Consider the following 23,122-nt stretch of genomic DNA (forward strand, 5'->3'; position numbering starts at 1 on the left):
GGGTGGATGAAGGGGAGGCGGCGGAAGTCACCGAAGGTCCTTTCAAGGGGCGGCGCGGACCGTGGTCACCGAAGGAGATTCCCGCGGGTCCGGGTGCCGGCCGTGAGCTCTCATGCCGATAGGTGACGTGTCGTCAACCTCGCCGGAGCCGGATCCAACTGGCCTCCGCGGGCGGTACCGCCACAGCGCATCCGCCGCGATGAGCCGGGGCCCGGGGCAGTGGCCACCGTCATCGACTCCCAGTCGGTCAAGGCCGCCGACACTGTCGGCAAGGACTCCCGCAGCTACGACTGATGCACCCCGAGATCACCATCGTCTGGGCCGACTCCGCCTATGCGGGACAGCTCGTGACCTGGGCCAAGACCTACCTGAAGCTGACGATCAAGACCGTCAGCCGCCCGAAAAACACCCCCGGTTCGTCGTCCTGCCCCGGCGCTGGGCTGTCGAACGCTCCCGCATGGGTCATGCACGCCCGCGACTACGAACGGCTCATCCAGCACTCCGAGTCGCTGATCACCTGGGCCTCAATCACCCTTATGACCAGGCGGATCACTCGCCGAAGCTCCCGCAGGAGCGAACAGCCAGCCTCCCGTGAGGCTCAACGCGACTGACCAACTTGGCACTGACGGTCAGCAGCCCCACCAGGAGGTCACCGGGCTCTCAAGTCGGCCCACCACGACGGCTCCATCAGCTATCTAGCGAGGGGACCCGTGCCTTTAGGCATGGGGGGAATCGCTTCTCAGGGCTGCTCTGACCTCAACTCGGTGCACGGGTCTGCACTGTTGACCTGAGACGACTAGATGTGTGCCGTGTGTATAGTGATCGTGGTGACGGTAACGCGGAAGGTTCGCCGGTACTCCGGTGGCGTGTACGACTTGGGGCTGCACGTGGTGTGGTGCCCGAAGCACCGTCGCCGGGTTCTTGGTGGCCGTGTCGCGGTCCGGCTGCGTGAGCTGATCGAGGCGAAGGCAGCAGAGAAGGGCTGGGAGATCATCGCCCTTGAGGTGATGCCTGATCACGTGCACCTGTTCGTCAAGCACGAGCCGAAGGCTTCCGCGTCCTACGTCGCGAACCAGTTCAAGGGCTTCACCTCCCGCGTGCTCCGTTCGGAGTTCGTGCACCTGAAGTCGCAGATGCCCACGCTGTGGTCGTCGTCGTTCTTCGTCGCCTCGGTCGGCGCGGTCAGCGCGCACACGGTGGAGAAGTACATCAACACCCAGTGGGAACGGCCCTGGACGAAGAAGCAGACGGAGGGACAGGCGTGATACGCGCCTACAAGTTCCTCCTTCGCCCCACCGTCCGCCAGCGCCAGGCGCTCGGCGACATGCTGCGTGATCACTGCTCGCTCTACAACGGCGCCTTACAGGAACGCCGTGACGCCTACCGGCACGCCTCGAAGACCAGCATCAAGTACGGGCAGCAGTCCGCGCAGCTCAAGGAGGTCCGCGCGTTCGACCCGGAGCGTCAGGGCCGCTGGTCGTTCTCCTCCCAGCAGGCCACGCTTCGCCGTCTGGACAAGGCGTTCCAAGCGTTCTTCCGGCGCGTGAAGGCCGGACAGAAGCCGGGCTATCCCCGGTTTCGGGGTGCGATGTGGTTCGACACGGTGGAGTTCCCCAAGGATGGCGACGGCTGCCGGTGGGACTCCACCGGGCACGACCCCGTCACCCGCGTGCGCCTGCAAGGCGTCGGGCACGTCCGCGTGCACCAGCACCGGCCCGTGAAGGGTCGCGTCAAGACCGTCAGCATCAAGCGCGAGGGTCGGCAGTGGTATGTCGTCCTCGCCTGCGACGAGGTGGCCGCCGAGCCGCTGCCGGCCACGGGCGCGGCGTGCGGCATCGACATGGGTGTCACGCACTTCTTCACCACCTCCCAGGGCGCGCACGTCGAAAACCCCCGGCACGGCAAGCGCAACGCCGACGCCCTCGCCGAGGCTCAGCGTGCCCTCAAGGCGTTCCCTCGGCGCACGCGGGAGACCCGCACCGCCAAGCACTGCCGGGCCGTGGAGAAGGTTGCCAAGCTGCACCGCAAGGTCCGCCGTCAGCGTCTGGACCACGCGCACAAAGCCGCGTTCTGCCTGGTTGGCGACTACGACCAGATCGCGCACGAGCGGCTGAGTATCGCGAACATGGTTCGCACTCCCAAGCCGAAGCCCGACCCCGAGATGCCCGGAGCGTTCCTGGCGAACGGCGCCGCCTCGAAGGCCGGACTCAACCGCAGCATTCTTGACGCGGGTTGGGGGGTGTTCCTGGGCATCCTCGCGCAGAAGGCTGAAAGCGCCGCTCGTGTATTGATCCCGGTGGACCCCCAGGGGCATTGCGTGTTCGCGATCGGTCCGGTTCGCCGGTCTCGCGTGTGACGTGACGTCATGTTCCGGTACCAGGTGGGATGTTCCCGGGAAGCAGTACAGGCACGGCGCTGATGATCATGTGGTTGTCGAGACCCATGAGAACCGAGCGAGACTGTGCCTGCCCGAACATCATCTCCCATGCCCGCCAGGCTGGACCAACTGGCCCTCCCGAACCTCCGCGTCACCCAGCAGGACGCCGCCGACCTGCGTCGCTTCCTGATCTGGGTGCCCGATCCACGCGGCCTGCGAGGACGGCGCTATCCCATGCTCCCGCTGCTTTGTGCGGCCGCCGCCGCAGTCCTGGCCGGCGCCCGCTCCCTCGTCGCGATCGGCGAATGGATAACAGACGCCCCGCAGTCCGCCCTGAGGCTCCTCGGCTTCCCGGCCGACCCGCTCACCGGCATCCGGCCGGTGCCGCACGCGGCCACGGTCCGCCGCCTGCTCCAACGCGTCGACGGCGATGCCCTCGACGCGGCCATCGGCGCATACCTGAAGGCCCGAACGCCATCGTCACAGCTGTCCGAGCCGCCGCCGAAGCCGTCGTTGCGGGCGATCGCGGTCGACGGCAAGACCGTGCGCGGCTCCCGCACCACCACGGCCACCGCGATCCAGCTGCTTGCCGCGATGGACCACCACGGCGTGGTCCTGGCCCAGCGGCAGATCACCTCCAAGAGCAACGAGATCCCCTCCTTCCAGCCCCTGTTGGACACCATCGATCTGGAGAACACCGTGCTGACCACAGACGCCCTGCACACCCAGCACGCCCACGGCGCCTACCTCCGCATGCGCGGCGCCCACTACCTGGCCGTCGTCAAGAAGAACCATCCCGCTCTGTATGCGCAGGTCAGGAAGCTGCCGTGGGCCGACATCCCGCTGGAGCACCGCACCCGCGACAAGGCCCACCACCGCGTGGAGATCCGCCGGCTCAAGGTCGCAGCCTTCCGCCACCTCGACTATCCCGGCGCCCGCCAGGCCATCCAAGTCGTCCGATGGCGAAGGGAATTGAGTACCGGCAAGCTCACCATCGAGCGGGTCTACGTGATCACCAGCCTGGACATCTACGACGCCACCCCGGCCCAGCTCGCCGCCTGGATCAGAGGCCACTGGGGCATCGAGAACCTCCTGCACCACGTCCGTGACCGCACCTTCCGCGAGGACGACTCCAAGGTCCGCACCGGCCACCTGCCCCGCACCATGGCCGGCCTGCGCAACCTCGCCGTCAGCCTCTTCCGCCAGAACGGCGAGACCAACATCGCCGCCGCCCTCCGCCACACCAGCCGCGACTACCACCGCCCGCTGTCAGCCCTCGGCCTCACATGACCAACCCGGACAGATCGCGATCATGCAATGGCCCTGGGTGGACCCCCGCAACACCTCGCGCACCTGCCCCGAATGCGGGCACGTGGACGCGCAGAACCGCGACGGCGAAAAGTTCCAGTGCACCTCATGCCAGCACATCGACCACGCCGACCGCGTGGGCGCCTGGAACGTCGCACTCAGGGCCGGGCTGGTCCTTCCCGACGTGGCATAGCCACCGACAGGAGAAGCCCCCCGGATTTACCCGGGGGGAGGAGTCACTGGCACAACCCGCAACAGCGAGATCGACCCGTCAACCGTCGACCAACCCCCCGTTCGAACTCTGAACTGGGCAAACGTCCAGCGCCACGCGCTGACATATCATGACGGCTCAGAAACAAGGGCTTGACTTAGAGCGTCCTCGTCATGAACGTGCTGCTGGGGTCGGGGCGGTAGTCGGCGAACGCCTCGCAGGGGACGAATCCGAACTTCTCGTACAGCTTCCTGGCCGGAAGGAAGAACTCGGCTGACCCGGTTTCCAGGCTCAAACGCGTGAATCCCATGTGCTTGGCCTCGGTGACAATGTGCTCCAGCAGTAGGGACGCGATCCCACTCCGTTTGCGCGCTGGCATGGTACACATCGACTTCAGCTCCGCGTGCCCCGCGTCCAGTCTCTTGATCGCACCACAGCCCAACACCCTCTCTGTCAATGTGACTCAAGCCAGGCATACTGGATGATTCATTGAGTCGAGGGCGGAGAAGGAGGAGTGCCCGTAGTGACCAGCACCAACGACCACGGGGCCCCGGATCCGCAGGTGACACCCCGATCGACCGGGCAGCGGCGGTACTCGGCGGAGTACAAGGCGAGGATCCTGGCCGAGTACGAGACGCTCGACAAGCAGGGCAAGGGTGCCCTGCTGCGGCGCGAGGGCCTGTACTCGTCGCTGATCACGAACTGGCGCCAGCAGCGAGACAGCGGCGCGAAGGCGGCGCCTCGCCGACCAGCTCCGCGAGATGCGCGCCGACGTCCTCGCGAGCGTCTACCGCCAGCACCCCGAACGATTCGTCCGCGCCGCCCCCGAACCCCCGAAACTCCCCGAGGCCGCCTGGATCAACAAGCCCGCCGACCTCCGACACGACGATCAAACGATCCCGGCACAGGGATAGACCGCACTACCTGCCTTGATCGCGTTGACAGGTTCCGACACGGCGTTGCCCTCCATGACCGACCAGAACGTGACCCCGGGTTCGCGGAGCGCGTCGAGATTAAGGGCATGCTTGCTCTCCAGCGGAGTGATGGACCGCATCTGCTGGACATGCTCGTCAAGAAACTCGGCGATCTGCGGGCCGGAGAGGTCGTCCATCACGATCTTCATCTGCTCATCCTTCTTTGGTGCTCTTGGTGCTCCCGGGACCCTGGCCCGGCCCTGACCACCGGATACTTCTCACCAGTCCTCGCTGTCCTCAAACTGCCCGGCGACACCGGGCAGTTCCTCGACGCGGCGATCCGTACCGCGAACGAGGAGCTCGCCGGCACGCTCGGTGTCAACCTCATCGCGCACCCGCGTACCATCGCCGCGCTCGGACCGGCGCTCGACGACATCATCGCCGAACTGCGCTATGGCACAGTCGCGTTGAACGCCTGGACCGGCGTCGGCTATCTCACCGCGACCGCCACCTGGGAAGCGTTCCCCGGCCACACCCTCGACGACGTACTGAGCGGCATCGGCGTTGTGCACAAGGCCCTCCTGCTGGACGGGGGTGGAACGCACCGTCGTACGCGGCCCGTTCCGCCCCGCTCCCCGGTCACTCCTGCGCGGGGAGGTGACCACGTCCCCCAAGCCCCCGTGGTTCGTCACCAACCGCACCGCGGCCACCACGGGTCGCCTCCTGACCGACTTCGCCGCAGCACCCCGCTGGACTGCGCTGCCGGCGACTTTCGCCTCCGCGTTGCGCGGTTGAGAGGTCGGCAGGCCACACGCTCCGATGTTGTACCTTTCGTCATACCCAATGACGGATTGTGAGATTCCCGCCTCAACGGGACAGCGGTGAGCGCATTCAGAGGAGCTCCGTGGCGCATTCCTGGCTCTCCGAACGCCGGCGGGCCGCGGTGAGCACGTTCATCGCGGCCTGCACGGCGACGGTTCTCGTCCGCGTACGCGACGACACGTCAGCCCTCTTCTCGCGGGCCGACGTGGGCGTGCTGGTGCTGTTCGCCTATCTGTTCACCTATCTCGCCGTCACGTTGACCGCGTTCTCGACCGCCTCGTCCGCAGGGGTTCGCGGATGGGCGCAACGCGAGGCGCGCGGCACCGTGATCCAGCGGTACGTCCTCGGCACCGCCCCTGGACCCGGGGTGTCCCTTTTCATCGCGGCAGCCGCGCTCGTGGTTGCCGTCGTTTGGCGCCCCGGACACCTCGGCTCAGCACTGCCCACGGTCGCCCGGGTCGCGGTGTCCCTGGCTCTGGTCGTCAACGCCTGGATCTGCGTGCTCGCAGCCTTCGCGGTCGCCTTCTACGCCGACAATCTCGTGGAGAACGAGCAGGCGCTGGACTTTCCCGGCGGGGTGACCGCCGCCTGGTCCGACTACGTGTACTTCGCACTCTCAGTCATGACGACATTCGGCGCAACGGACGTGACGGTGACCTCGCAGGAGATGCGACGAACTGTGGCGGCCAACTCGGCCATCGCGTTCGTCTTCAACACCGTGACGGTGGCCAGCCTGGTCGCCGCCCTGGACAGCGGCCGACCCGGGACGCCTCGAGTGCCCAACGGTTGGCTGAGCATGTAAAGGGCCCATTAGTCAGCATGGACCAGAGGTCGCCGCGCACGGGACGTGGATACCGCCCTGGGTCTCGCCATCAGCATGAAGGAGTATGGCGGCTTCATCCCGGGCATCCGGGCTGGCCGACCGACCGCTGAGTACCTTTCGGACGTGCTCGACCGGATCAGCTGGCCGGGTTCGTTGTACCTGGGTCTGATCGCTCTCTCACCGACAATGGCGTTGGTCGGGTTCAACTCGAACCAGAATTCCCCGTCCGGCGGGACCAGCATCCTGATCACCGTTGGTGTTGGTCTCGAAACGGTGAAGCAGATCGAGAGCCAGCTCCAGCAGCGCAATTACGAAGGGTTCCTCCGCTGATGCGAATCGTCCTCGTCGGGCCGCCGGGTGCCGGTAAGGGAACGCAGGCCACGCGCCTGGCTGAGAAGCTGCGCATCCCGCACATCTCCATGGGTGACCTGTTCCGCGCCAACATCAGCCAGCAGACGGAGCTCGGGCAACTCGCGAAGTCCTACATGGACGCCGGCAACCTCGTGCCGGACGAGGTCACCATCGCGATGGCCAAGGACCGCCTGGAGCAGCCGGACGCCAAGGGCGGCTTCCTGCTGGACGGTTTCCCGCGCAACGTCTCCCAGGCGCAGGCGCTGGACGACCTGCTGCAGACCGAGGGAAACAAGCTCGACGCGGTGCTGGACCTGGAGGTCCCCGAGGAAGAGGTCATCAAGCGGATCGCCGGGCGGCGGATCTGCCGCAAGGACTCCAGCCACGTCTTCCACGTGTCGTACAGCCCGCCGAAGACGGAGGGCGTCTGCGACATCTGCGGCGGTGAGTTGTACCAGCGGGACGACGACTCCGAGGAGACCGTCCGCAAGCGGCTGGAGGTCTACCACACGCAGACCGAGCCGATCATCGACTACTACCAGGCGCAGGGTCTGGTCGTGACCATCTCCTCTCAGGGCCCGGTGGACGAGATCACGCAGCGGGTGCTGGAGGCCCTCAAGCGCGACGACGCGTAGCGATTACCCCTGCTCGGCTGGCCGATTGCAAGATCGGCGATGAGGTCCGATGCCCGCCAGCTACCAGAGGATGTTCTCTGCCCTGCGGACCCGAGCCGACAGCGGCCGCCGACGACCCGGCAGGATGCTCCGGCTGGTACTCGCCGCGGGCATGGGGATCGTGTTGCTCTGGCCCTGCGCGGTCTGCTCGGAGAGCGCTTTCACAGTGCACTGCGGGCCGACGTACCGTCGCAGGCCGATGCGGACGCCGCACTCGCACCTCTCCTCCTGGAGCCTGCCGGCCACGACGAATCGAGCGTGACCCACTTCCTGCAGAGTGACGGCACGGCGGAACAGCTCCGGGAGTACGCCGCGCTGCGGTCCCTCTACCACCATAAAGAAGCCGATCCGCACGTGTGGGTCATCCCCCGCCTGCGCGGTCGCGCCAAGGCCGGCATGGTGGCCATCGAGTTCGACGAGTTCGGCGCCGGGCGGCCCGAGAACATCCAGGCCCAGCTCTTCGCCGACCTGATGACCGATCTCGACCTGGATACCGGCCACGGCCACTACGCCGACGCCGCTCCCCCTCAAGCGCTGGCCACCGTCAACGTCATGTCCCTGTTCGCGCTGATCGACCGGTGCGTGTTCGTTTAGCGTCGGGGCCGACGGGGACCCGGACGGTACGCCGCGCCGGGGTTCCGCCTGGCGGGCCGGCGTAGGCGTCACGTTCGCCTGAATCCGGTGAGCGGCCCACAGTGGCATGCCGGAGCCACGGATCCCGTCGTACCAACTTCCGGGAGTCGGGCTTGCCGTCTTCATCGCAGCCGTGTTGCGGTCATGCCGGGGCCGAAGGAAGCAATCATGAAAGCAGCGGTATCTGAAAGCCCGCGTACGGTCACAGTGAAGAACGTACCGGACACGAAGATCGAACACCCCTGCGACATCATCGTCAAAATCACCACCACCAACATCTGCGGTTCGGACCTGCACATGTACGAGGGCCGCACCTCGTTCGAGACTGGCCGCACCCTGGGACACGAGAACATGGGACAGGTCATGGAGGTCGGCTCGGCCGTTCGCAAGGTCCAGGTCGGCGAGTATGTGGTGCTGCCCTTCAACATCGCCTGCGGCTTCTGCAAGCAGTGCGAGCGGGGTCTGACCAACTACTGCCTGACCATGCAGCCGGTACCGGCATTCGCCGGAGCCGCCTACGGATTCGCCGACATGGGCCCCTACCAAGGCGGCCAGGCGGAACTGCTGCGCGTGCCCTACGGCGACTTCAACGCGCTGCGTCTGGGCGAGGACGCCGCGGAGCGGCAGACCGACTACGTGATGCTCTCCGACATCTTCCCCACCGGCTATCACGCCACCGAGATGGCCCACGTCAAACCGGGCGACCAGACGATCGTCTTCGGGGCCGGTCCCGTCGGGCAGATGGCGGCCTACTCCGCCCTCCTCAAGGGCGCCGGCCGCGTCTGGGTGGCCGACCACCAACCCGACCGGCTGCGCAAGGCGGAGGAGATCGGTGCCATCCCGATCAACACCGCGGAGCAGAACCCGGCGGAGGTCGTCAAGGAGGCCACCCTCGGTCTGGGCCCCGACAACGGTTGTGAGTGCGTCGGCTACCAGGCACACGACGCCGAGGGACACGAGGACGCCAGCCTCACGCTCAACGGACTGATCGACTCGGTCAGGTTCACGGGCGACATCGGTGTGGTGGGCGTGTTCCTGCCCGAGGACCCCGGCGGTGCCGAGGCCCAGGGTGAGCTGGAGGCGCAGGGCAAGGTCCCGATCGACTTCGGCATGATGTGGTTCAAGGGCCAGCACATGGGCACCGGGCAGGCGCCGGTGAAGAGGTACAACCGGGCGCTGCGGGACCTGATCGCCGGCGAGAAGGCAAAGCCGAGCTTCGTCGTCTCCTTCCCCTTCACCTCACCGCACGTGGGGAGCACCCATGAAGAAAGACACCCGCTTCACCTCCCGCCTGCAGCACGATCCGCTCGTACGCGGCCTCGGCTGGGCCAGTGCGCTCCTGGACGTGCCCCAGGTCTCGCCCCAGCGGGCTTCGCCCGGGCACTGAGCGTGGGCGACACTTCCCGGCATCGTCTTGGCCATGACGCGCGATCCGCGTCCGGGTGCTGTCCTTCTCTCTCCCGCACAGCAGCCCACACCAGCCCCTGAGCGAAGGAATGAGTACCATGGCACACGAACTCCGCGGTCAAAAGGTCGCGATCCTGGCGGCCGACGGCGTCGAGCGCGTCGAGCTCGAGCAGCCGCGTGGCGCTCTCCACGGCGCCGGGGCGAAGACAGAGGTCCTCTCCATCCACCCCGGCGAGATCCAGGCCCGCCAGTGGGACCTGAACTCCGCAGGGACCTTCCCCGTCGACCGGCTCGTCTCGGACGCCTCCACCGACGATTACGACGCCCTGCTGCTGCCCGGCGGCACCATGAACCCCGACCAGCTCCGTGTGAACAAGGACGCCGTCGGCTTCGTCAAGGCCTTCGTGAACACGGGGAAGCCCGTAGCCACGATCTGCCACGGCCCGTGGACCCTGGCGGAGGCCGATGTCGTACGCGGACGCCGTCTCACCTCGTGGCCGAGCATCCGCACGGATCTGCGTAATGCAGGAGCCGAGGTCGTCGACAAGGAGGTCGTCATCGACGGCCAGTTCACCTCGAGCCGGTCGCCCGCGGACCTGCCGGCCTTCTGCGCCGCCATCGTCGAGCAGTTCGCCCAGGCCGGCAGCCCGGTCTCCGGCGCCTAGCCCGGCAGCGAGAGCTGCGCCCCAGGCGCCCGCAGGACATTCCACGGACCCTCGCGACTGGGCCGTGTATCGAAAATGGATCTTGGGCTGTGAATGATCACGGTTCAAGGGGCGGGGAGATCTCACGGACGAACAGTGGGCGGTGCTGGAGCTGTTGCCGAAGGGTGCCAGGGAGGGGCGGCCGCCTGTCTGGCCTCGGCGGCAGTTGTTCGACGGCGTACGGTTCCGGGTCCGTACCGGTGTTCCGTGGCGGGACATGCCCTTCGAGTACGGGCCGTGGGGCCGGATCTACGACCTGTTCCGCCGATGGCAGCGGAACGGCACCTGGCACCGGATCCTCACCCGGCTCCAGTCCCCGGCCGACGCGAAGGCTGCGATCACGTGGGACCTCAGCGTCGACTCCACGGTCTGCCGCGCCCACCAGCATGCGGCGGGGGCCCGCAATCAGGGCGATCGGCATCGTCGTCACGCTGGCCGGCCTGCGCGCCGAGGACGGCGGGGACGTCCTACAGGAGATCTCCCAGCACACCGACATCAAGATGCGCCACGTCGCCGAACTCATCGTGGAATGAGCCCAGACAGGACACCTCCCGAGCGTGGCTTTGTCCACGAGCGATATCCGCCACAAGCTGGAACGCAGCATGGCGACGCGCACGGCCCTGCGCCCCGAACCCGGCTGACCGGTGCTCAGCCCCTCGCGCCGTCGTCAGGAGCGCGCGAGCCGGGCCGCGAGATAGGGCGCGGTGGCGCTGCGGCGGGCCCTCGCCACCTTGGCCGGCGGGCCCGCCGCGACCACCTGCCCGCCCGCGTCGCCTCCGCCCGGCCCGAGGTCGATGACCCAGTCGGCGGTGGCGATCGTGTCCAGGTCGTGCTCGACGAGGACGACCGTGTTGCCGGCGTCGACGAGCCGGTGCAGCTGTCGCAGCAGCAGCGCGATGTCCGAGGGGTGCAGCCCTGCCGTCGGCTCGTCGAGCAGGTAGAGCGCGTGCCCGCGGCGGGCTCGCTGCAGTTCGGTGGCCAGTTTGATGCGTTGCGCCTCACCACCGCTGAGTTCCGTCGCGGGCTGGCCCAGCCGCAGGTACCCCAGTCCTACCTCGCGCAATGTCTCCAGACTGCGGGAGGCGGCCGGGACGGCGGACAGGAACTTGGCGGCGGCGTCGACGGACAGCGCCAGCACTTCCGCGATGTTTTTGCCGCGGTAGGTGACTTCCAGCGTTTCGGCGTTGTACCGGGCGCCCTGGCAGGTCGGGCACGGCGCGTAGGTGCCGGGCAGGAACAGCAGTTCCACCGCGACGAATCCTTCGCCCTGGCAGGTCTCGCACCGCCCTTCGGGCACGTTGAAGGAGAACCGCCCGGCCGAGTAGCCGCGCGCCCTGGCCTCGACCGTCGCCGCGTACAGCTTGCGCACCGCGTCGAACATTCCCGTGTACGTGGCCAGGTTGGACCGGGGAGTTCGGCCGATGGGCCGTTGGTCGACCCGGACCAGCCGGTCGAACGACTCGACCCCCGACGCGTCCTGGACGTCGACCTCCAGCTGCGCCGCGTCGGGCTCCTCGGGTGCGAGTCCGAGGTGGCCGCGGACGACCTCGGCGAGCACCTGCGTCACCAGCGTCGACTTTCCGGAACCGGACACGCCCGTCACCGCCGTCAGTACGCAGAGCGGTACGTCGACGGACACGTCGTGCAGATTGTGGCGAGACGCCGCGCAGGTGCAGCCAGCCGTGCGGTGTGCGCGGGCGGTGATCGAGCGGCTGGGCGCGCCCGAACAGGTACTGGCTCGTGGCCGACTTCCCGACCCGTTCAAGACCGGCGACCGGGCCGCTGTACAGCACGCGTCCGCCGCCCTCGCCCGCGCCGGGGCCGATGTCGACCACCCAGTCCGCCCGCCGTACGACGTCCATGTCGTGCTCCACGACGAACAGCGAGTTGCCCGCCGCCTTGAGGCGGTCCAGCACGTCCAGCAGCGGTTCCGCGTCAGCCGGGTGCAGGCCCGCGGAGGGTTCGTCGAGGACGTAGACGACGCCGAACAGCCCCGAGCGCAGTTGGGTGGCGATCCGCAGGCGTTGCGCCTCGCCGGGTGAGAGGGTCGTCGAGCGGCGACCGAGGCTGAGATATCCGAGGCCCAGGTCGAGCAGTACGTCGACCCGCGCGACCAGATCGCCGCAGATCCGGACCGCGACCTCGGTCGTCTCCCCGGATCGGGCGGTCGATGTGGTGGCGTCGGCCTTGGACCGCCCCGCGACGGGCCGCAGCAGCGCCACGACCTCGGTGAGTGGCATCGCGTTGATCTCGGCAATGGAACGTCCGGCGAAGGTCACGGCGAGCGCCTCGGGCCGCAGTCCGCTGCCGTGACACTCGGGGCAGGGCACACTCCTGACGAACCGGAGCGCCCGTTCGCGCATCTTCTCGCTCTTGGAGTCGGCGAGGACGTGCATGACGTGCTTGCGGGCACTCCAGAACTTGCCCTGGTAGCCGTAGTCGACACGGTCCTCCTCCGGCTCGATGTACACGGAGGGCTGTTCGTCCGTGTACAGCAGCCAGTACCGGTCCTTCTTCCTGAGCCTGCGCCACGGTCGGTCGATGTCGATCCCCAGGCCGCTCACGACACTGCGCAGGTTGGCGCCCGGCCAGGCGGCGATCGCCCCCTCGCGGATGCTCAGTGAGGGGTCCGGGACGAGCAGGTCCTCGGCGACGTCGTGCACGACGCCCAGTCCGTGGCACTCCGGGCAGGCGCCGGCCGCGGTGTTGGGTGAGAACGACTCGGCTTCCAGCCGTGTGGCCCGGGGCGGATAGGTGCCGGCGCGGGAGTACAGCATGCGCAGCAGATTGGACAGCGTGGTGATGGTGCCGACCGTCGAGCGCGAGCTGGGCGACCCGCGTCGCTGCTGCAGGGCCACGGCGGGTGGCAGTCCGGTGATTTCCTGCACGTGCGGTGCGCCGACCTGTTGCAACAGCCTTCGGGCGTACGGTGCTACGGACTCGAAGTAGCGCCGCTGGGCCTCCGCGTAGAGCGTGCCGAACGCGAGCGAGGACTTGCCCGAACCGGAGACGCCGGTGAAGGCGACCATCGCGTCCCGCGGAACGTCGACATCGATGTTCCGCAGGTTGTTCTCACTGGCGCCCCGGACACGCACGAAGGGGTCGCTCGCGTCCTTGTTCACCGTTCTTGATTACCTCATCGCGCCGGGAACCGCGCGACAGGCGCCGTCACCGGGCCCCGCTCACACGAGCATCCGGAGAGTCCCGGTATAAGCCGCTCCCAGCGAACATTCGAGGGTGCTTCACCGTTGATCCGTACGTGGGCGTGAAGGGAACTGTGTCCCCGGGCCTCACCCTTTTGCCCATGAGGACGATCGTTCGGCTGAAGCCTTATGGAGCCCCCGCCGCGAGGTGACCGCCCTTCGCGCCCACTCTCGATCGGCCCCGGCTGGGGCAAGCGGCGAAGGCGAAGTCGCAGGTGCCGGTGTGGCGTGAGAGGCTGGCCTGGTCGGTGCTTTCGGTGGACTATCAGCGCATTCTCGATGCCCTCGCGGAGCGGCACCGGCTCCATCAAGGGCCGCTGACCTGCCATGAGTTGGCCTTGATGCGATCGCCCACTCCTGCCATACCTGCTCGGCCGCCGGTTTCCTGGGTGTACGTCTGGACTTACGGCCGTGGGTCAGGAGCCGTCGGGGTGCAGAACGACCTTGGTCCACCCGTCGTCGCGGGCGTCGAAGTGCTCATAGCCCTCAGGGGCCCGGTCGAGCGGCAGTTCGTGCGAGACGATCCAGGACGGCTTGGCCTTGCCCTGTTCGATCAGGTTGCACAGTTGCCGGTTATACGCCTTGACATTGGCCTGCCCATTGCCCACGGACTGACCCTTGAACCAGAACAGCCCGTAGTCGAAGGCTATTTCGCCTTCCTTGTACAGCTTGTCGGGGCTGCCGGGGTCGTGGGGAACGAAGACGCCGACCACGCCGATGGTCCCGGTGAACTTCACCGAGTGCACCAGGTTGTTCAGCGTGAGGTTGGGGTGCTCGGTACCTTGCGGGTCGTGTGCCTGGTAGCCCACGCACTCACAGCCTCGGTCCGCCCCGAGACCGTTGGTGAGTTCGTTGACCTGGTCGATGGGCGAGGCCTTGGAGTCGTCGATCGGGATCGCCCCGATCTCCTCGGCCAGCGCGAGGCGGTCCGGGTGGCGGTCCACGACCATCACCTTGGCCGCGCTCTTGAGGTTCGCCGACAAGGCGGCCATAAGGCCGACCGGACCGGCACCGTAGATCACCACGTTGTCACCGGGCTGTACCTTCGCCAGTTCGGTGCAGTGCCAGCCGGTGGGAAAGACGTCGGAGAGCATTACGTAGTCGGTCTGCTTCTCCCGCGCCTCCTCGGGCAGTACCAGGCAGTTCACGTCGCCGTACGGCACACGCAGGAACTCCGCCTGCCCTCCGTTGTACGGGCCCATTCCCGCGAACCCGTATGCGGCGCCGGCCATGGTCGGGTCGACCGGTGTGGTCAGACAGAACGCGGTGAGGCCCTGCTCACAGTTGCGGCAGAAACCGCAGTTGATGTTGAACGGCAGACACACCAGGTCACCGACCCGAACCCGGTCCACACCCTCACCGACCTCGACGACCTCGCCCATGTTCTCGTGCCCCAGAATGCGCCCGGGCGCCATGTCGGTGCGGCCTTCGTACATGTGCAGATCCGAACCACAGATGTTCGTACTCGTGATCTTCACCAGGACGTCCGTCGGACGCTCGATCTTCGCGTCCGGTACGTCCTTCACCGTCACCGAACGTGGTCCTTCGTAAACCAGTGCCTTCATGACAGACCCCTTCGCTGTCAGCATGCTGCGTGCGCGCTCCCGCTCCCGCTCCCGATGGTGGGGCGGGTGGTGGCGCAGCCGAGAACCAGAACTCCTTGCAGCCGCAACATGTCACTGCCGATGCGGCCGCGGTGTGGTGGATGCATCCCGTCCGACGAGACACGCCGCCTTACGTCCACCCTCCCACCAGGAATCCACCTGTCAAAGCGATCACGGAGGGCCTTGAGATCTTTAAGGGTCTGGGTTACATGGGGTCGTGACGGATGTCGTGGGCTGCGCTATGCCGGAGGGGTGAGGTATCCCGATGGCGGAGGGCGGGCTGACCGCCTCGGCCGCACGTCGGAGCAAACCGGTGCTCTGTTCACATGACTGACAAGAAGCTGTGACACGGGGACCGGAATGGAGGTTCGGCCGGCGCCGGTTCTTACTGACATGACTGTTGGAGTAGCGCTCAACGCGTCCGACGCGCCGAACCAGGTCGACGCCACCGTGCGGTTGGCCCAGGAGGCCGCGGCCGCCGGGCTGCGGTCGGCCTGGTTCGGCCAGACCTTCGGCGCGGACTCACCCCAGCTCGCGGCGATCGTCGGGCGCGAGGTGCCCGGACTGCAGGTGGGCACCTCCGCGATCCCCGTCTTCGGCCGCCACCCCCTGCTGGTCTCCAGCCAGGCCCAGACCGCCCAAGCCGCGACGCACGGCCGCTACCACCTCGGACTGGCCTTGGGCACAAAACTCCTCACGGAGACCGGCTTCGGCCTGCCCTTCGAACGCCCCATCGCCCGCCTGCGTGAATTCCTCACCGCACTACGGCAGTTGACCAAGACCGGCACGGCCGACTTCCACGGCGAACTGCTCACCGCCAGCACCCCGCTCCCCGCGCGCGTACCCGGCGCCGAGAACGGCGTCCCCCTGCTGGTCGCCGCGATGGGGCCGCAGGCGCTGCGGGTCAGCGGCGAGCTGGCGGACGGGATCCTGCCCTACCTGGCGGGACCGCGCGCCCTGGCGGACCACATCGTCCCCGCCGTGACCGCCGCAGCCGAGGCCGCCGGCCGTCCCGCGCCGAGGATCGTGGCCCTGGTGCCCGGCGTGGTCACGGACGACGTGGACGAGGTGCGGGCGAAGGCCACCGAGAACCTCGCGTTCTACGAACAGTTCCCGTCCTACGCGCGGGTCATCGAACTCTCCGGCGGCCGTCGGGCCGGCGACCTGGCCGTGATCGGCGACGAGAAGGCGGTCGAAGCCGAGGTACGGCGTTACCGCGACGCCGGCGCCACCGAGGTCGTGTTCTCGGGCACCGAGATCGCGGGAGAAGCGGACCGCCGACGCACCTGGGCCCTCCTCGGCGAACTGGCCGGCTGAGTACGCCGACCGGACGGTCGATGGATGCACTGCACCCCCGTGCGAGGCCGAGCCTCGCGTGACGAAGGAGAACCTATGACCACCGAAGCCACCGCACCAGACCTCCAGGCCTTCACCGAGAACTGGCTGGACTGGCACCGCGCTCAGGAGGCCAGGCTCGCCGACCCGCACGGGTTCCTGGCGATCACCGGCCTGCACTGGCTCGACGACCGGCCGCAGCGCTTTCCCGACGCGCCCGGAGCGTGGCACACCGGCCCCGACGGGGTCGTCGTAGCCCTCGACGACGGTGAGGAACTCGTCGTCGACGGAACGCCGGTACGGGGCGATCACCACTTCGGCGTGCTTCCCGAACGCGGCGGCGTCGACGCGGTCTGGGGAGACGCCGTCATCGAGGTCGCCAGGCGCGGCGGCAACGACATCGTGCGCCCCCGGCACCCGGACGCACCGCTGCGTACGGCCTTCACCGGAACACCCGCCTACGCCCCCGACCCGCGCTGGGCCGTGACGGGCCGTTACATCCCCTTCGACGAGCCGCGGCCAACCACCGTCGGCGCCGCGGTCGAGGGCCTTGAGCATGTGTACGACGCTCCGGGCAGGGTCGAGTTCGAGCTGGACGGGCGCCTGCTGTCCCTGACCGCGTTCCCCGGGCGTGGTGTGGGCCGGCTGATGGCGCTCTTCACCGACGCGACCTCCGGGGTCACCACCTACGCCGCCAACCGAGTCCTGGCCCTCGAGCCGCCCGCCGCCGACGGCACCGTCGTCCTGGACTTCAACCGCGCCGCGAACCTGCCGTGCGCCTACACGGACCTGGCCACGTGCCCGCTGCCGCCGGCCGAGAACCGACTGCCGGTGGCGATCGAGGCGGGTCAGAAGATCCCCCGCGAGCGCGGTGGGTCCTGAGCCGGGCTGCCGGCCAGACGAAGTGACGGAGACCGGTCGGCGGCCCGCGCCCCCGCCGGCTCGGTCTTGGGGCGCCCCTTCGGCGGACGGCGGCGACTGGGACCGCCCTCGACGTTCGCCTGACGCGAGACAGATCGAGCTGGGTGATGCGCGGGGCGTATCTGGACACGTTGTGGAGTCAACTGCTGGATCTACGGAAGCGTCTTGCGGCGGACGGGCTCGATGCGGCCGAGCTTGCGGTGGCCGAATACGCCGCCGTCCCCTGGCGGCAGACGGCACTGCCCGCCGAAGTGTTCTGGCAGGACTTCCTTGAGTTCGTCGGTGAGGACGGCGATTTCGGCGGGACCTCGCGGCAGGAGGCCGAGTTGTTCGCGCACGCCGGGGTCCGGGGCGATCCGGACCTTGTGGAGACTCTTGCCTGCGCGCTGCACAGCGGAGTACGCCTCGGCCCGCTGGGCTTCCGCGCCCGTGAGGTCCTGGGACTTCCTGCCTACGCCCAGGTCGCGGCCGGGGCGGTGGACCGGTTCAGCGTCACCGCGACTGTGCTGGGTTCGGAGGACTGGCAACCGCTGGAGGCCAGCGTCTCCTGCGCCCTGCGACGCCGCGACCGCCCGTGCCGTACCCCGGGCGGCGAACCGGCAGGGGTTCCACCAGGACTGGGCACGTCACCGGGCCGTCGAACTCGACCGGGAACTGACTACCACGACACGGGCCGCGGCCCGCACGCAGGACTCGGCCCGGCCCGCCGCATCGCCCACGTCACCTGTCGCAGCGAGCCGGAGTGGCAGGTTCGCTTCGGTCGCACACCCCAGGGCACGGAGGACCCCTGGTACGGCGGCCGGTACCAGGTCGAGTCCTGCCTCGACACCACGCCGCCAAGCTGGTGCGCCGCTTCGACGCCGGCAGCTATGTCGTGCCGGCAGACGCCAATGAACACTCACGACATCGGGCGCGGCCGCGGCGATAGGCGCGCCGCGTGAGGGCCAGGACGCTCATCGCCGAAGTGAGTTCGGACCGCCTGTATCCCCTCACCCAGCAGGCGGAGCTGCCCGCCGGGATTCGCACAGCAGATCACCCGCGCGTGATCGAATCCCCTACGGTCATGACGGCTCCCTCATCGAAGTGGAGCAGGTCGCCGCGCTCGTACGCGAACTCGTCAGTTACCGGCGGCCGTTCAGGTCCGTCGATGTGATCGCCTCTGACGGCGGCCGTCCATCGACGCAGCAGCCCGTACCCAGTGACGACCTGATGCTTCCAAGCCGGCATGAGGAGTTTGGCGACGCATGACCAGCGATTAGGGGACAACGCTCAGGTCTGCACCAGCAATATCCCCGCAACAATAGGGCCGGGTTCTAAAATATTCATCCTGACCCCATTGCCCAGACCTCACTCGCCCCTTTACTCTCACAGCCATGGCAGCAGTGATTCTCGCTGCTCGTCGGCACGTCGACTTCGGACGGCTGGCGAGTACGCTCTGTAAGGCCGCCGCGGCGTGACCGCCGGGCTCGGACGCCGCTCGTCCGGGCCCTGAGCAGCCGGTCAACGCCTCATCATTCAACGGGACATCGGGCTCCGACCAGCCGCGGCCGATCGCGCCTCGACTGGGCCACAGTTTCCCGCCTCCCGTTCCTCATTCGCAAATCCCCGCATATCCCAAACGAGGACTCCGGGAATTCTGCGCGCCTTTTTCATTCACTTGGCGAGTGGAATTCGCCCCGCCCAAAACAGAAAAGGGAAAACCAAATGAGTGAGCACGAGCAGTCGAAGGTAAGCAGACGCGGCTTCCTCGCGAGCTCGGCCGCGGTTGCCGCGGCGGTCGCCGTCCCCGCGGCCGCCCAGCTGGCCACCGGCACTCCGGCCGCGGCGGCCACCCGCCCGAACATCCTGCTGATCGTCACGGACGACCAGCCCAAGCACACCGACTGGGCGACCTCGAAGACCATCAACTGGCTCGTCGGTCAGGGCGTGAAGTTCACCGACGGCCACGTCGCCACGCCGCTGTGCGCCCCCTCCCGCTCCTCCGTCTTCTCCGGCCGCCACGCCCACAACCACGGCGTGCTCGACAACGGCCACCCGTACAAGCTCGACCAGAACACCACGGTGCAGCGCTACCTGAAGCAGGCCGGCTACCGCACCGGCCTGTTCGGCAAGTACCTCAACGCCTGGAACGTCAGCGACAACCCGCCGCACTTCGAGGAGTGGGTGCTGGAGGACCCGGTCGTCTACAACGACGGCACGTACAACGACAACGGGACCGTCCACACGATCGCCGGCTACAGCACCACGATCATCAAGAACAAGACCCTGGCCTTCCTGGACAAGGCCGCGACCGACACCCGGCCCTGGTTCGCGGTCGTCACCCCCAAGGCCTCGCACGAGCCCAACACCCCGGAGACGCAGTACGCCAACACCGTGGTGCCGGACTGGAACGGCCGCCCGTCCGTCTTCGAGACCGACAAGAGCGACAAGCCCGACTACATCCAGAACGCCAGCCAGACCCTCGCCGACGGCCAGGCGCTGCGGCAGCGGCAGCTGCGCACCCTGCTGTCTGTCGACGACGCGGTGCAGGCGTTCAAGGACAAGCTGGTGTCCCTGGGCCAGCTCAACAACACCCTCGTCATCTACATCAGCGACAACGGCTACACCTGGGCCGACCACGGATGGTCCAAGAAGTCGGTGCCCTACTCCCCCTCCCACGAGGTGCCGTTCTACCTGTCCTGGCCGGCCGGCGGCCTGGGCGCCGGGACCACGGACAACCGCATCGTCGCCAACATCGACATCGCGCCCACCATCCTCGACGCGGCCGGGGTCACCGCGAACACCCCGCAGGACGGCAAGTCGCTGCTCGGCACCTACAGCCGTGACCACCTGCTGGTCGAGTGGTGGGAGCAGGGCGCCCACCAGACGGGGAGCCCGCACACGTGGTCCTCGTACGTCGCCAAAGACAAGCAGTACACGGAGTACTACAAGCTCCACACCGACACCAACGGCAATGTGGTCGGCACCGGTGAGGTGGCGTTCCGCGAGTACTACGACCTCACGAACGACCCATACCAACTCACCAACAAGCTCTACGGGGCAACCTCCGCGGACGAGCGGGCTCTGGGCATCCCGGCCCTGAGGGACCAGCTCGCCGCCGACCGCGTGAGCTAGCCGTACTGGCCGCGCCGGCCGGTCCGCACCATCCGGCCGGGTGCCCGTCTCTCACGGGCACCCGGCCGACCTCATCATCGAACCTCGGAGATGTCATGTCCTCCTCCTGCTGCACACCCGGCCGGGCCACTCTCACGATCGCGCCGGCCGCGTCCACCGCACCGCACCGCTCCGAGACGGCACTCCGGATCGCCAAGCAGCTGATCGGCCTCCCCGCCGGTCGGTTCCTCATGGGCGGTGACGACCCCGACGGCATCGCGGCCGACCACGAGGGCCCGGTCCGCGAGGTCGAGGTCGCCCCCTTCCGTATCGCCCCCACGACCGTGACCAACGCCCAGTTCGCGAGCTTCGTCAAGGCAACCGGCTACGCCACTGAGGCCGAGAGCTTCAACTCCTCCTTCGTCTTCTGCGGCCTCCTCCCCGAGGAACTCGCGGACACGGCGGAGCCCGTTGCCGAGGTGCCGTGGTGGCGGGCGGTGGCCGGCGCAACCTGGCGGCATCCCGAAGGCCCGGGGTCATCCATCGAATCGCGCCAGAATCACCCCGTCGTCCACATCTCCTGGAACGACGCCCAGGCCTTCTGCGAGTGGTCCGGCACACGCCTGCCCACCGAGGCAGAGTGGGAGTACGCGGCCCGCGGCGGACTCGAACGGCGCCGTTTCCCGTGGGGTGACGAACTGGCCCCGCGCGGGAGGACGATGCTCAACATCTGGCAGGGCGACTTCCCCGCCCGTTACACGGGTCCCGGCGGACCCGGCACCGTACCCGCGAAGTCCTACCGCCCCAACGGCTACGGCCTCTACAACACCGTGGGAAACGTCTGGGAGTGGACGGCCGACTGGTTCGTCCCGGACATCTCCCGCGTCATGCGCGGCGGCTCCTACCTGTGCCACGACTCGTACTGCAACCGCTACCGCGTCGCGGCCCGCAGCCGTAACACCCCCGACAGCTCGACGGCTAACATCGGCTTCCGCGTGGCGGCCGACAGCCGGTAGCAAGGTCCTCCCTGGGGGTTGTGCCCCCTAGAAGACTGCTGAAAATCTCGGTTCTGGCCCCGGCTCGGTGGAGTTGGGGCCAGTCTTGTATGCATGCAGGGGGAATGGGCCGGGGAGATGGTCGGGCCGGATGTGTGGGAGACCTGCCGGGAGTTGATCCCGGCTGGCAGTGTGTTCGCGTTCCTGGCCGAACATCGCGAGGTGCTGTTCGAGCCGGGGATGTTCTCGGACATGTATCCGTCGTCCAACGGCCGTCCGAGTCTGCCGCCGCAGGTCCTGGCCGCGACGGTGGTGCTGCAGAGCCTGCACGGGCTGTCGGACTTCGAGACGGTCCAGGAACTGCGGTGTGACCTGCGCTGGAAGGCGGCCTGCGGGCTCGGGCTGTACGACACCGCTTTCGATCCCTCGCTGCTGACGTACTTCCGGCGCCGTTTGCGTCACTCGGCCGATCCGACGCGGATCTTCACCAAGGTCAAAGAGGTCGTGGCCGCGACCGGTGTGCTCAAGGGCAGGCAGCGGCGGGCGCTGGATTCCACCGTGCTGGACGACGCGGTGGCCACCCAGGACACCGTCACCCAGATCATCTCCGCGATCCGCCGGGTGATCCGCGAGGTCCCCGGGGCCGGGGAGACCGCGGCGCGGTGGTGCCACGCGCACGACTACACCGACCCGGGCAAGCCGAGGATCGCCTGGGACGACGAGGCCGCCCGCGCCGCGCTGGTCGATGCGCTGGTCACCGACGCGGTCAACCTGCTCGGGCACCTGCCCGAGCAGAACCTGGGCGAGAAGGCGGCGAACGCGGTCGGCCTGCTGGCCCTGGTCGCGGGCCAGGATGTGGAGCCGGCCGAGGACTCCGACGGGCGCGATGGCCGCTGGCGCGTCGCGAAGCGCACGGTGGCGGACCGGACCGTGTCCACCGTCGATGCGGACGCACGGCACATCCACAAGAACCGCACCCGTCACCAGGACGGCTTCAAAGGGCATGCGTCCTTCGAGCCGGAGAGCGGCCTGTTCACCGCTGTCGCCCTGACCAGCGGCTACGGTCCCGGCAATCACGAGGCCGCCGTGGCCGGCGATCTGCTGGCCGACGAGGACGGCGAGTTAACCGTGCTCGGCGACTCTGCCTACGGCACCGGCGACCTGCGCGCACAACTGCAGGCCGACGGCCACACCCTGGTGATCAAACCGCCACCGCTGCGGCAGGCCGTCCCCGGCGGGTTCACCATCGACGACTTCCACATCGACCAGGCCGCGGGCACCGCAACCTGCCCGGCCGGACACACCGCCAACCTCGGCCAGACCAAAGCCGACGGCGCCCGCACCGCCCAGTTCAAGCGCGCATGCACCAGCTGCCCCCTGCGAGAGCGCTGCACCACCTCCAAGACCGGACGCACCCTCAACGTCCACCCCCAGTACGAACTGCTGGCCGCCGCCCGCCACCAGGCCGCCACCGACGCCGGATGGCAGGACGAATACCGCCGATGGCGGCCACCCGTCGAACGCGCCATCGCCTGGCTCGTCGCCAAGGGCAACCGCCGGGTTCCCTACCGAGGCGTCATCGCCAACAACATCTGGCTCCACCACCGCGCCGCCGCTCTCAACCTCCGCCGACTCATCAACCTCGGACTCACCCGCACCAACACCACCTGGCACCTCACCCCCGCCACCGCATAGCGGAAAGGGCCACCCGGCCCACAGCCGGACAGCCCCAACAACAAGATTTTCA

At 68.1% G+C, this 23,122-nt stretch carries 18 protein-coding genes and 8 pseudogenes; 20 read left to right on the forward strand and 6 right to left on the reverse strand.

Going from position 1 to position 23,122, the window contains the following annotated elements:
* Positions 1-183: 183 nt before the first annotated feature.
* The 5 genes and pseudogenes from OG456_RS03560 to OG456_RS03580 form a co-directional block, all read left to right on the forward strand.
* A pseudogene (locus OG456_RS03560) lies at positions 184-557 on the forward strand (IS5/IS1182 family transposase); the annotation flags it as partial.
* Positions 558-827: 270 nt separating this feature from the next.
* Complete coding sequence (gene tnpA / locus OG456_RS03565) at positions 828-1,265, forward strand: IS200/IS605 family transposase (RefSeq protein WP_266556568.1); 438 nt, start codon at positions 828-830, stop codon at positions 1,263-1,265.
* Positions 1,262-2,356, forward strand: coding sequence for a transposase (locus OG456_RS03570; protein ID WP_266557114.1), 1,095 nt, complete (start codon positions 1,262-1,264; stop codon positions 2,354-2,356). Before tnpA ends, OG456_RS03570 begins: the two co-directional genes overlap by 4 nt.
* 129 nt (positions 2,357-2,485) lie before the next feature.
* Positions 2,486-3,667 carry an ISAs1 family transposase gene (locus OG456_RS03575; RefSeq protein ID WP_266557116.1) on the forward strand — a complete coding sequence of 394 codons (1,182 nt, stop codon included), beginning with the start codon at positions 2,486-2,488 and terminating at the stop codon, positions 3,665-3,667.
* 37 nt (positions 3,668-3,704) lie between these two features.
* Positions 3,705-3,878 (forward strand): annotated as a pseudogene (locus OG456_RS03580) (zinc ribbon domain-containing protein); the annotation flags it as partial.
* Between the two features lie 175 nt (positions 3,879-4,053).
* Here the strand turns inward: OG456_RS03580 and OG456_RS03585 are convergent.
* A pseudogene (locus OG456_RS03585) lies at positions 4,054-4,341 on the reverse strand (GNAT family N-acetyltransferase); the annotation flags it as partial.
* 316 nt (positions 4,342-4,657) lie between these two features.
* On the opposite strand from OG456_RS03585, the gene OG456_RS03590 reads away from it, so the two are divergent.
* The gene (locus tag OG456_RS03590; RefSeq protein WP_266557118.1) at positions 4,658-4,810 is read left to right on the forward strand and encodes a hypothetical protein; all 153 of its coding nucleotides are present in this window, start codon (positions 4,658-4,660) and stop codon (positions 4,808-4,810) included.
* Positions 4,811-4,854: 44 nt separating this feature from the next.
* Here the strand turns inward: OG456_RS03590 and OG456_RS03595 are convergent.
* Positions 4,855-5,019 (reverse strand): annotated as a pseudogene (locus OG456_RS03595) (GNAT family N-acetyltransferase); the annotation flags it as partial.
* 69 nt (positions 5,020-5,088) lie between these two features.
* Positions 5,089-5,382, reverse strand: a complete 294-nt coding sequence (locus OG456_RS03600; protein ID WP_266557120.1) for a hypothetical protein — start codon at positions 5,380-5,382, stop codon at positions 5,089-5,091.
* A 22-nt stretch (positions 5,383-5,404) separates the two neighbouring features.
* On the opposite strand from OG456_RS03600, the gene OG456_RS03605 reads away from it, so the two are divergent.
* The 9 genes and pseudogenes from OG456_RS03605 to OG456_RS03645 all read left to right on the forward strand — a co-directional run bounded on the left by OG456_RS03605 (position 5,405) and on the right by OG456_RS03645 (position 10,757).
* A complete protein-coding gene (locus tag OG456_RS03605) occupies positions 5,405-5,605 on the forward strand; it encodes a hypothetical protein (protein WP_266557122.1) in 201 nt (66 codons plus the stop codon).
* 109 nt (positions 5,606-5,714) lie between these two features.
* Positions 5,715-6,434 carry a DUF1345 domain-containing protein gene (locus tag OG456_RS03610; RefSeq protein ID WP_266557124.1) on the forward strand — a complete coding sequence of 240 codons (720 nt, stop codon included), beginning with the start codon at positions 5,715-5,717 and terminating at the stop codon, positions 6,432-6,434.
* A gap of 63 nt (positions 6,435-6,497) precedes the next feature.
* Positions 6,498-6,785: pseudogene (locus OG456_RS03615) on the forward strand (preprotein translocase subunit SecY); the annotation flags it as partial.
* Entirely contained in the window at positions 6,785-7,441 is a 657-nt protein-coding gene (locus OG456_RS03620) for an adenylate kinase (protein WP_266557126.1), read from the forward strand. The pseudogene OG456_RS03615 and the gene OG456_RS03620, both read left to right, overlap by 1 nt.
* A gap of 168 nt (positions 7,442-7,609) precedes the next feature.
* Positions 7,610-8,050 (forward strand): annotated as a pseudogene (locus tag OG456_RS03625) (iron-containing redox enzyme family protein); the annotation flags it as partial.
* 231 nt (positions 8,051-8,281) lie between these two features.
* Positions 8,282-9,601: a glutathione-independent formaldehyde dehydrogenase gene (locus tag OG456_RS03630; RefSeq protein ID WP_266557128.1), complete on the forward strand. Its 1,320-nt coding sequence runs from the start codon at positions 8,282-8,284 to the stop codon at positions 9,599-9,601.
* A 17-nt stretch (positions 9,602-9,618) separates the two neighbouring features.
* Complete coding sequence (locus tag OG456_RS03635; protein ID WP_266557129.1) at positions 9,619-10,185, forward strand: type 1 glutamine amidotransferase domain-containing protein; 567 nt, start codon at positions 9,619-9,621, stop codon at positions 10,183-10,185.
* A gap of 133 nt (positions 10,186-10,318) precedes the next feature.
* Positions 10,319-10,510: pseudogene (locus OG456_RS03640) on the forward strand (transposase); the annotation flags it as partial.
* Between the two features lie 100 nt (positions 10,511-10,610).
* Positions 10,611-10,757, forward strand: a complete 147-nt coding sequence (locus OG456_RS03645) for an ANTAR domain-containing protein (RefSeq protein ID WP_266557131.1) — start codon at positions 10,611-10,613, stop codon at positions 10,755-10,757.
* A 134-nt stretch (positions 10,758-10,891) separates the two neighbouring features.
* Here OG456_RS03645 and uvrA read toward each other — a convergent pair.
* Together uvrA and OG456_RS03655 are read right to left on the reverse strand one after the other, a co-directional pair.
* A pseudogene (gene uvrA / locus OG456_RS03650) lies at positions 10,892-13,346 on the reverse strand (excinuclease ABC subunit UvrA).
* A gap of 497 nt (positions 13,347-13,843) precedes the next feature.
* On the reverse strand, positions 13,844-14,992 hold the full coding sequence (locus OG456_RS03655; protein ID WP_266557133.1) for a glutathione-independent formaldehyde dehydrogenase: 1,149 nt from the start codon (positions 14,990-14,992) through the stop codon (positions 13,844-13,846).
* A gap of 432 nt (positions 14,993-15,424) precedes the next feature.
* Between OG456_RS03655 and OG456_RS03660 the strand changes: the two genes are divergently transcribed.
* Positions 15,425-16,348: an LLM class F420-dependent oxidoreductase gene (locus OG456_RS03660; RefSeq protein WP_266557135.1), complete on the forward strand. Its 924-nt coding sequence runs from the start codon at positions 15,425-15,427 to the stop codon at positions 16,346-16,348.
* A 75-nt stretch (positions 16,349-16,423) separates the two neighbouring features.
* Positions 16,424-17,248 carry a DUF1684 domain-containing protein gene (locus tag OG456_RS03665; protein WP_266557137.1) on the forward strand — a complete coding sequence of 275 codons (825 nt, stop codon included), beginning with the start codon at positions 16,424-16,426 and terminating at the stop codon, positions 17,246-17,248.
* A gap of 191 nt (positions 17,249-17,439) precedes the next feature.
* Here the strand turns inward: OG456_RS03665 and OG456_RS03670 are convergent, their stop codons facing one another.
* Positions 17,440-17,814, reverse strand: a complete 375-nt coding sequence (locus tag OG456_RS03670; RefSeq protein WP_266557139.1) for a hypothetical protein — start codon at positions 17,812-17,814, stop codon at positions 17,440-17,442.
* Between the two features lie 1,177 nt (positions 17,815-18,991).
* Between OG456_RS03670 and OG456_RS03675 the strand changes: the two genes are divergently transcribed.
* The 3 genes from OG456_RS03675 (at position 18,992) to OG456_RS03685 (ending at position 23,070) form a co-directional block, all read left to right on the forward strand.
* Positions 18,992-20,401 carry a sulfatase gene (locus OG456_RS03675; protein WP_266557141.1) on the forward strand — a complete coding sequence of 470 codons (1,410 nt, stop codon included), beginning with the start codon at positions 18,992-18,994 and terminating at the stop codon, positions 20,399-20,401.
* A 95-nt stretch (positions 20,402-20,496) separates the two neighbouring features.
* Positions 20,497-21,396 (forward strand): formylglycine-generating enzyme family protein, encoded by a 900-nt coding sequence (locus OG456_RS03680; protein ID WP_266557143.1) that lies wholly within the window; start codon positions 20,497-20,499, stop codon positions 21,394-21,396.
* Between the two features lie 93 nt (positions 21,397-21,489).
* Positions 21,490-23,070: an IS1182 family transposase gene (locus tag OG456_RS03685; RefSeq protein ID WP_266556085.1), complete on the forward strand. Its 1,581-nt coding sequence runs from the start codon at positions 21,490-21,492 to the stop codon at positions 23,068-23,070.
* Positions 23,071-23,122 lie beyond the last annotated feature (52 nt).

The sequence above is a fragment of the Streptomyces sp. NBC_01446 genome (genome assembly GCF_026340095.1).
Lineage (GTDB): Bacteria > Actinomycetota > Actinomycetes > Streptomycetales > Streptomycetaceae > Streptomyces > Streptomyces aureus.

Excerpts from the sequence above, each read along its gene's own strand:
- OG456_RS03575 (WP_266557116.1), top strand. The coding sequence starts at position 2,486 with ATGCCCGCCAGGCTGGACCAACTGGCCCTCCCGAACCTCCGCGTCACC.
- OG456_RS03590 (WP_266557118.1), top strand. The coding sequence starts at position 4,658 with ATGCGCGCCGACGTCCTCGCGAGCGTCTACCGCCAGCACCCCGAACGA.
- OG456_RS03620 (WP_266557126.1), top strand. The coding sequence starts at position 6,785 with ATGCGAATCGTCCTCGTCGGGCCGCCGGGTGCCGGTAAGGGAACGCAG.
- OG456_RS03630 (WP_266557128.1), top strand. The coding sequence starts at position 8,282 with ATGAAAGCAGCGGTATCTGAAAGCCCGCGTACGGTCACAGTGAAGAAC.
- OG456_RS03635 (WP_266557129.1), top strand. The coding sequence starts at position 9,619 with ATGGCACACGAACTCCGCGGTCAAAAGGTCGCGATCCTGGCGGCCGAC.
- OG456_RS03645 (WP_266557131.1), top strand. The coding sequence starts at position 10,611 with ATGCGGCGGGGGCCCGCAATCAGGGCGATCGGCATCGTCGTCACGCTG.
- OG456_RS03655 (WP_266557133.1), bottom strand. The coding sequence starts at position 14,992 with ATGAAGGCACTGGTTTACGAAGGACCACGTTCGGTGACGGTGAAGGAC.
- OG456_RS03660 (WP_266557135.1), top strand. The coding sequence starts at position 15,425 with ATGACTGTTGGAGTAGCGCTCAACGCGTCCGACGCGCCGAACCAGGTC.
- OG456_RS03665 (WP_266557137.1), top strand. The coding sequence starts at position 16,424 with ATGACCACCGAAGCCACCGCACCAGACCTCCAGGCCTTCACCGAGAAC.
- OG456_RS03675 (WP_266557141.1), top strand. The coding sequence starts at position 18,992 with ATGAGTGAGCACGAGCAGTCGAAGGTAAGCAGACGCGGCTTCCTCGCG.
- OG456_RS03680 (WP_266557143.1), top strand. The coding sequence starts at position 20,497 with ATGTCCTCCTCCTGCTGCACACCCGGCCGGGCCACTCTCACGATCGCG.
- OG456_RS03685 (WP_266556085.1), top strand. The coding sequence starts at position 21,490 with ATGCAGGGGGAATGGGCCGGGGAGATGGTCGGGCCGGATGTGTGGGAG.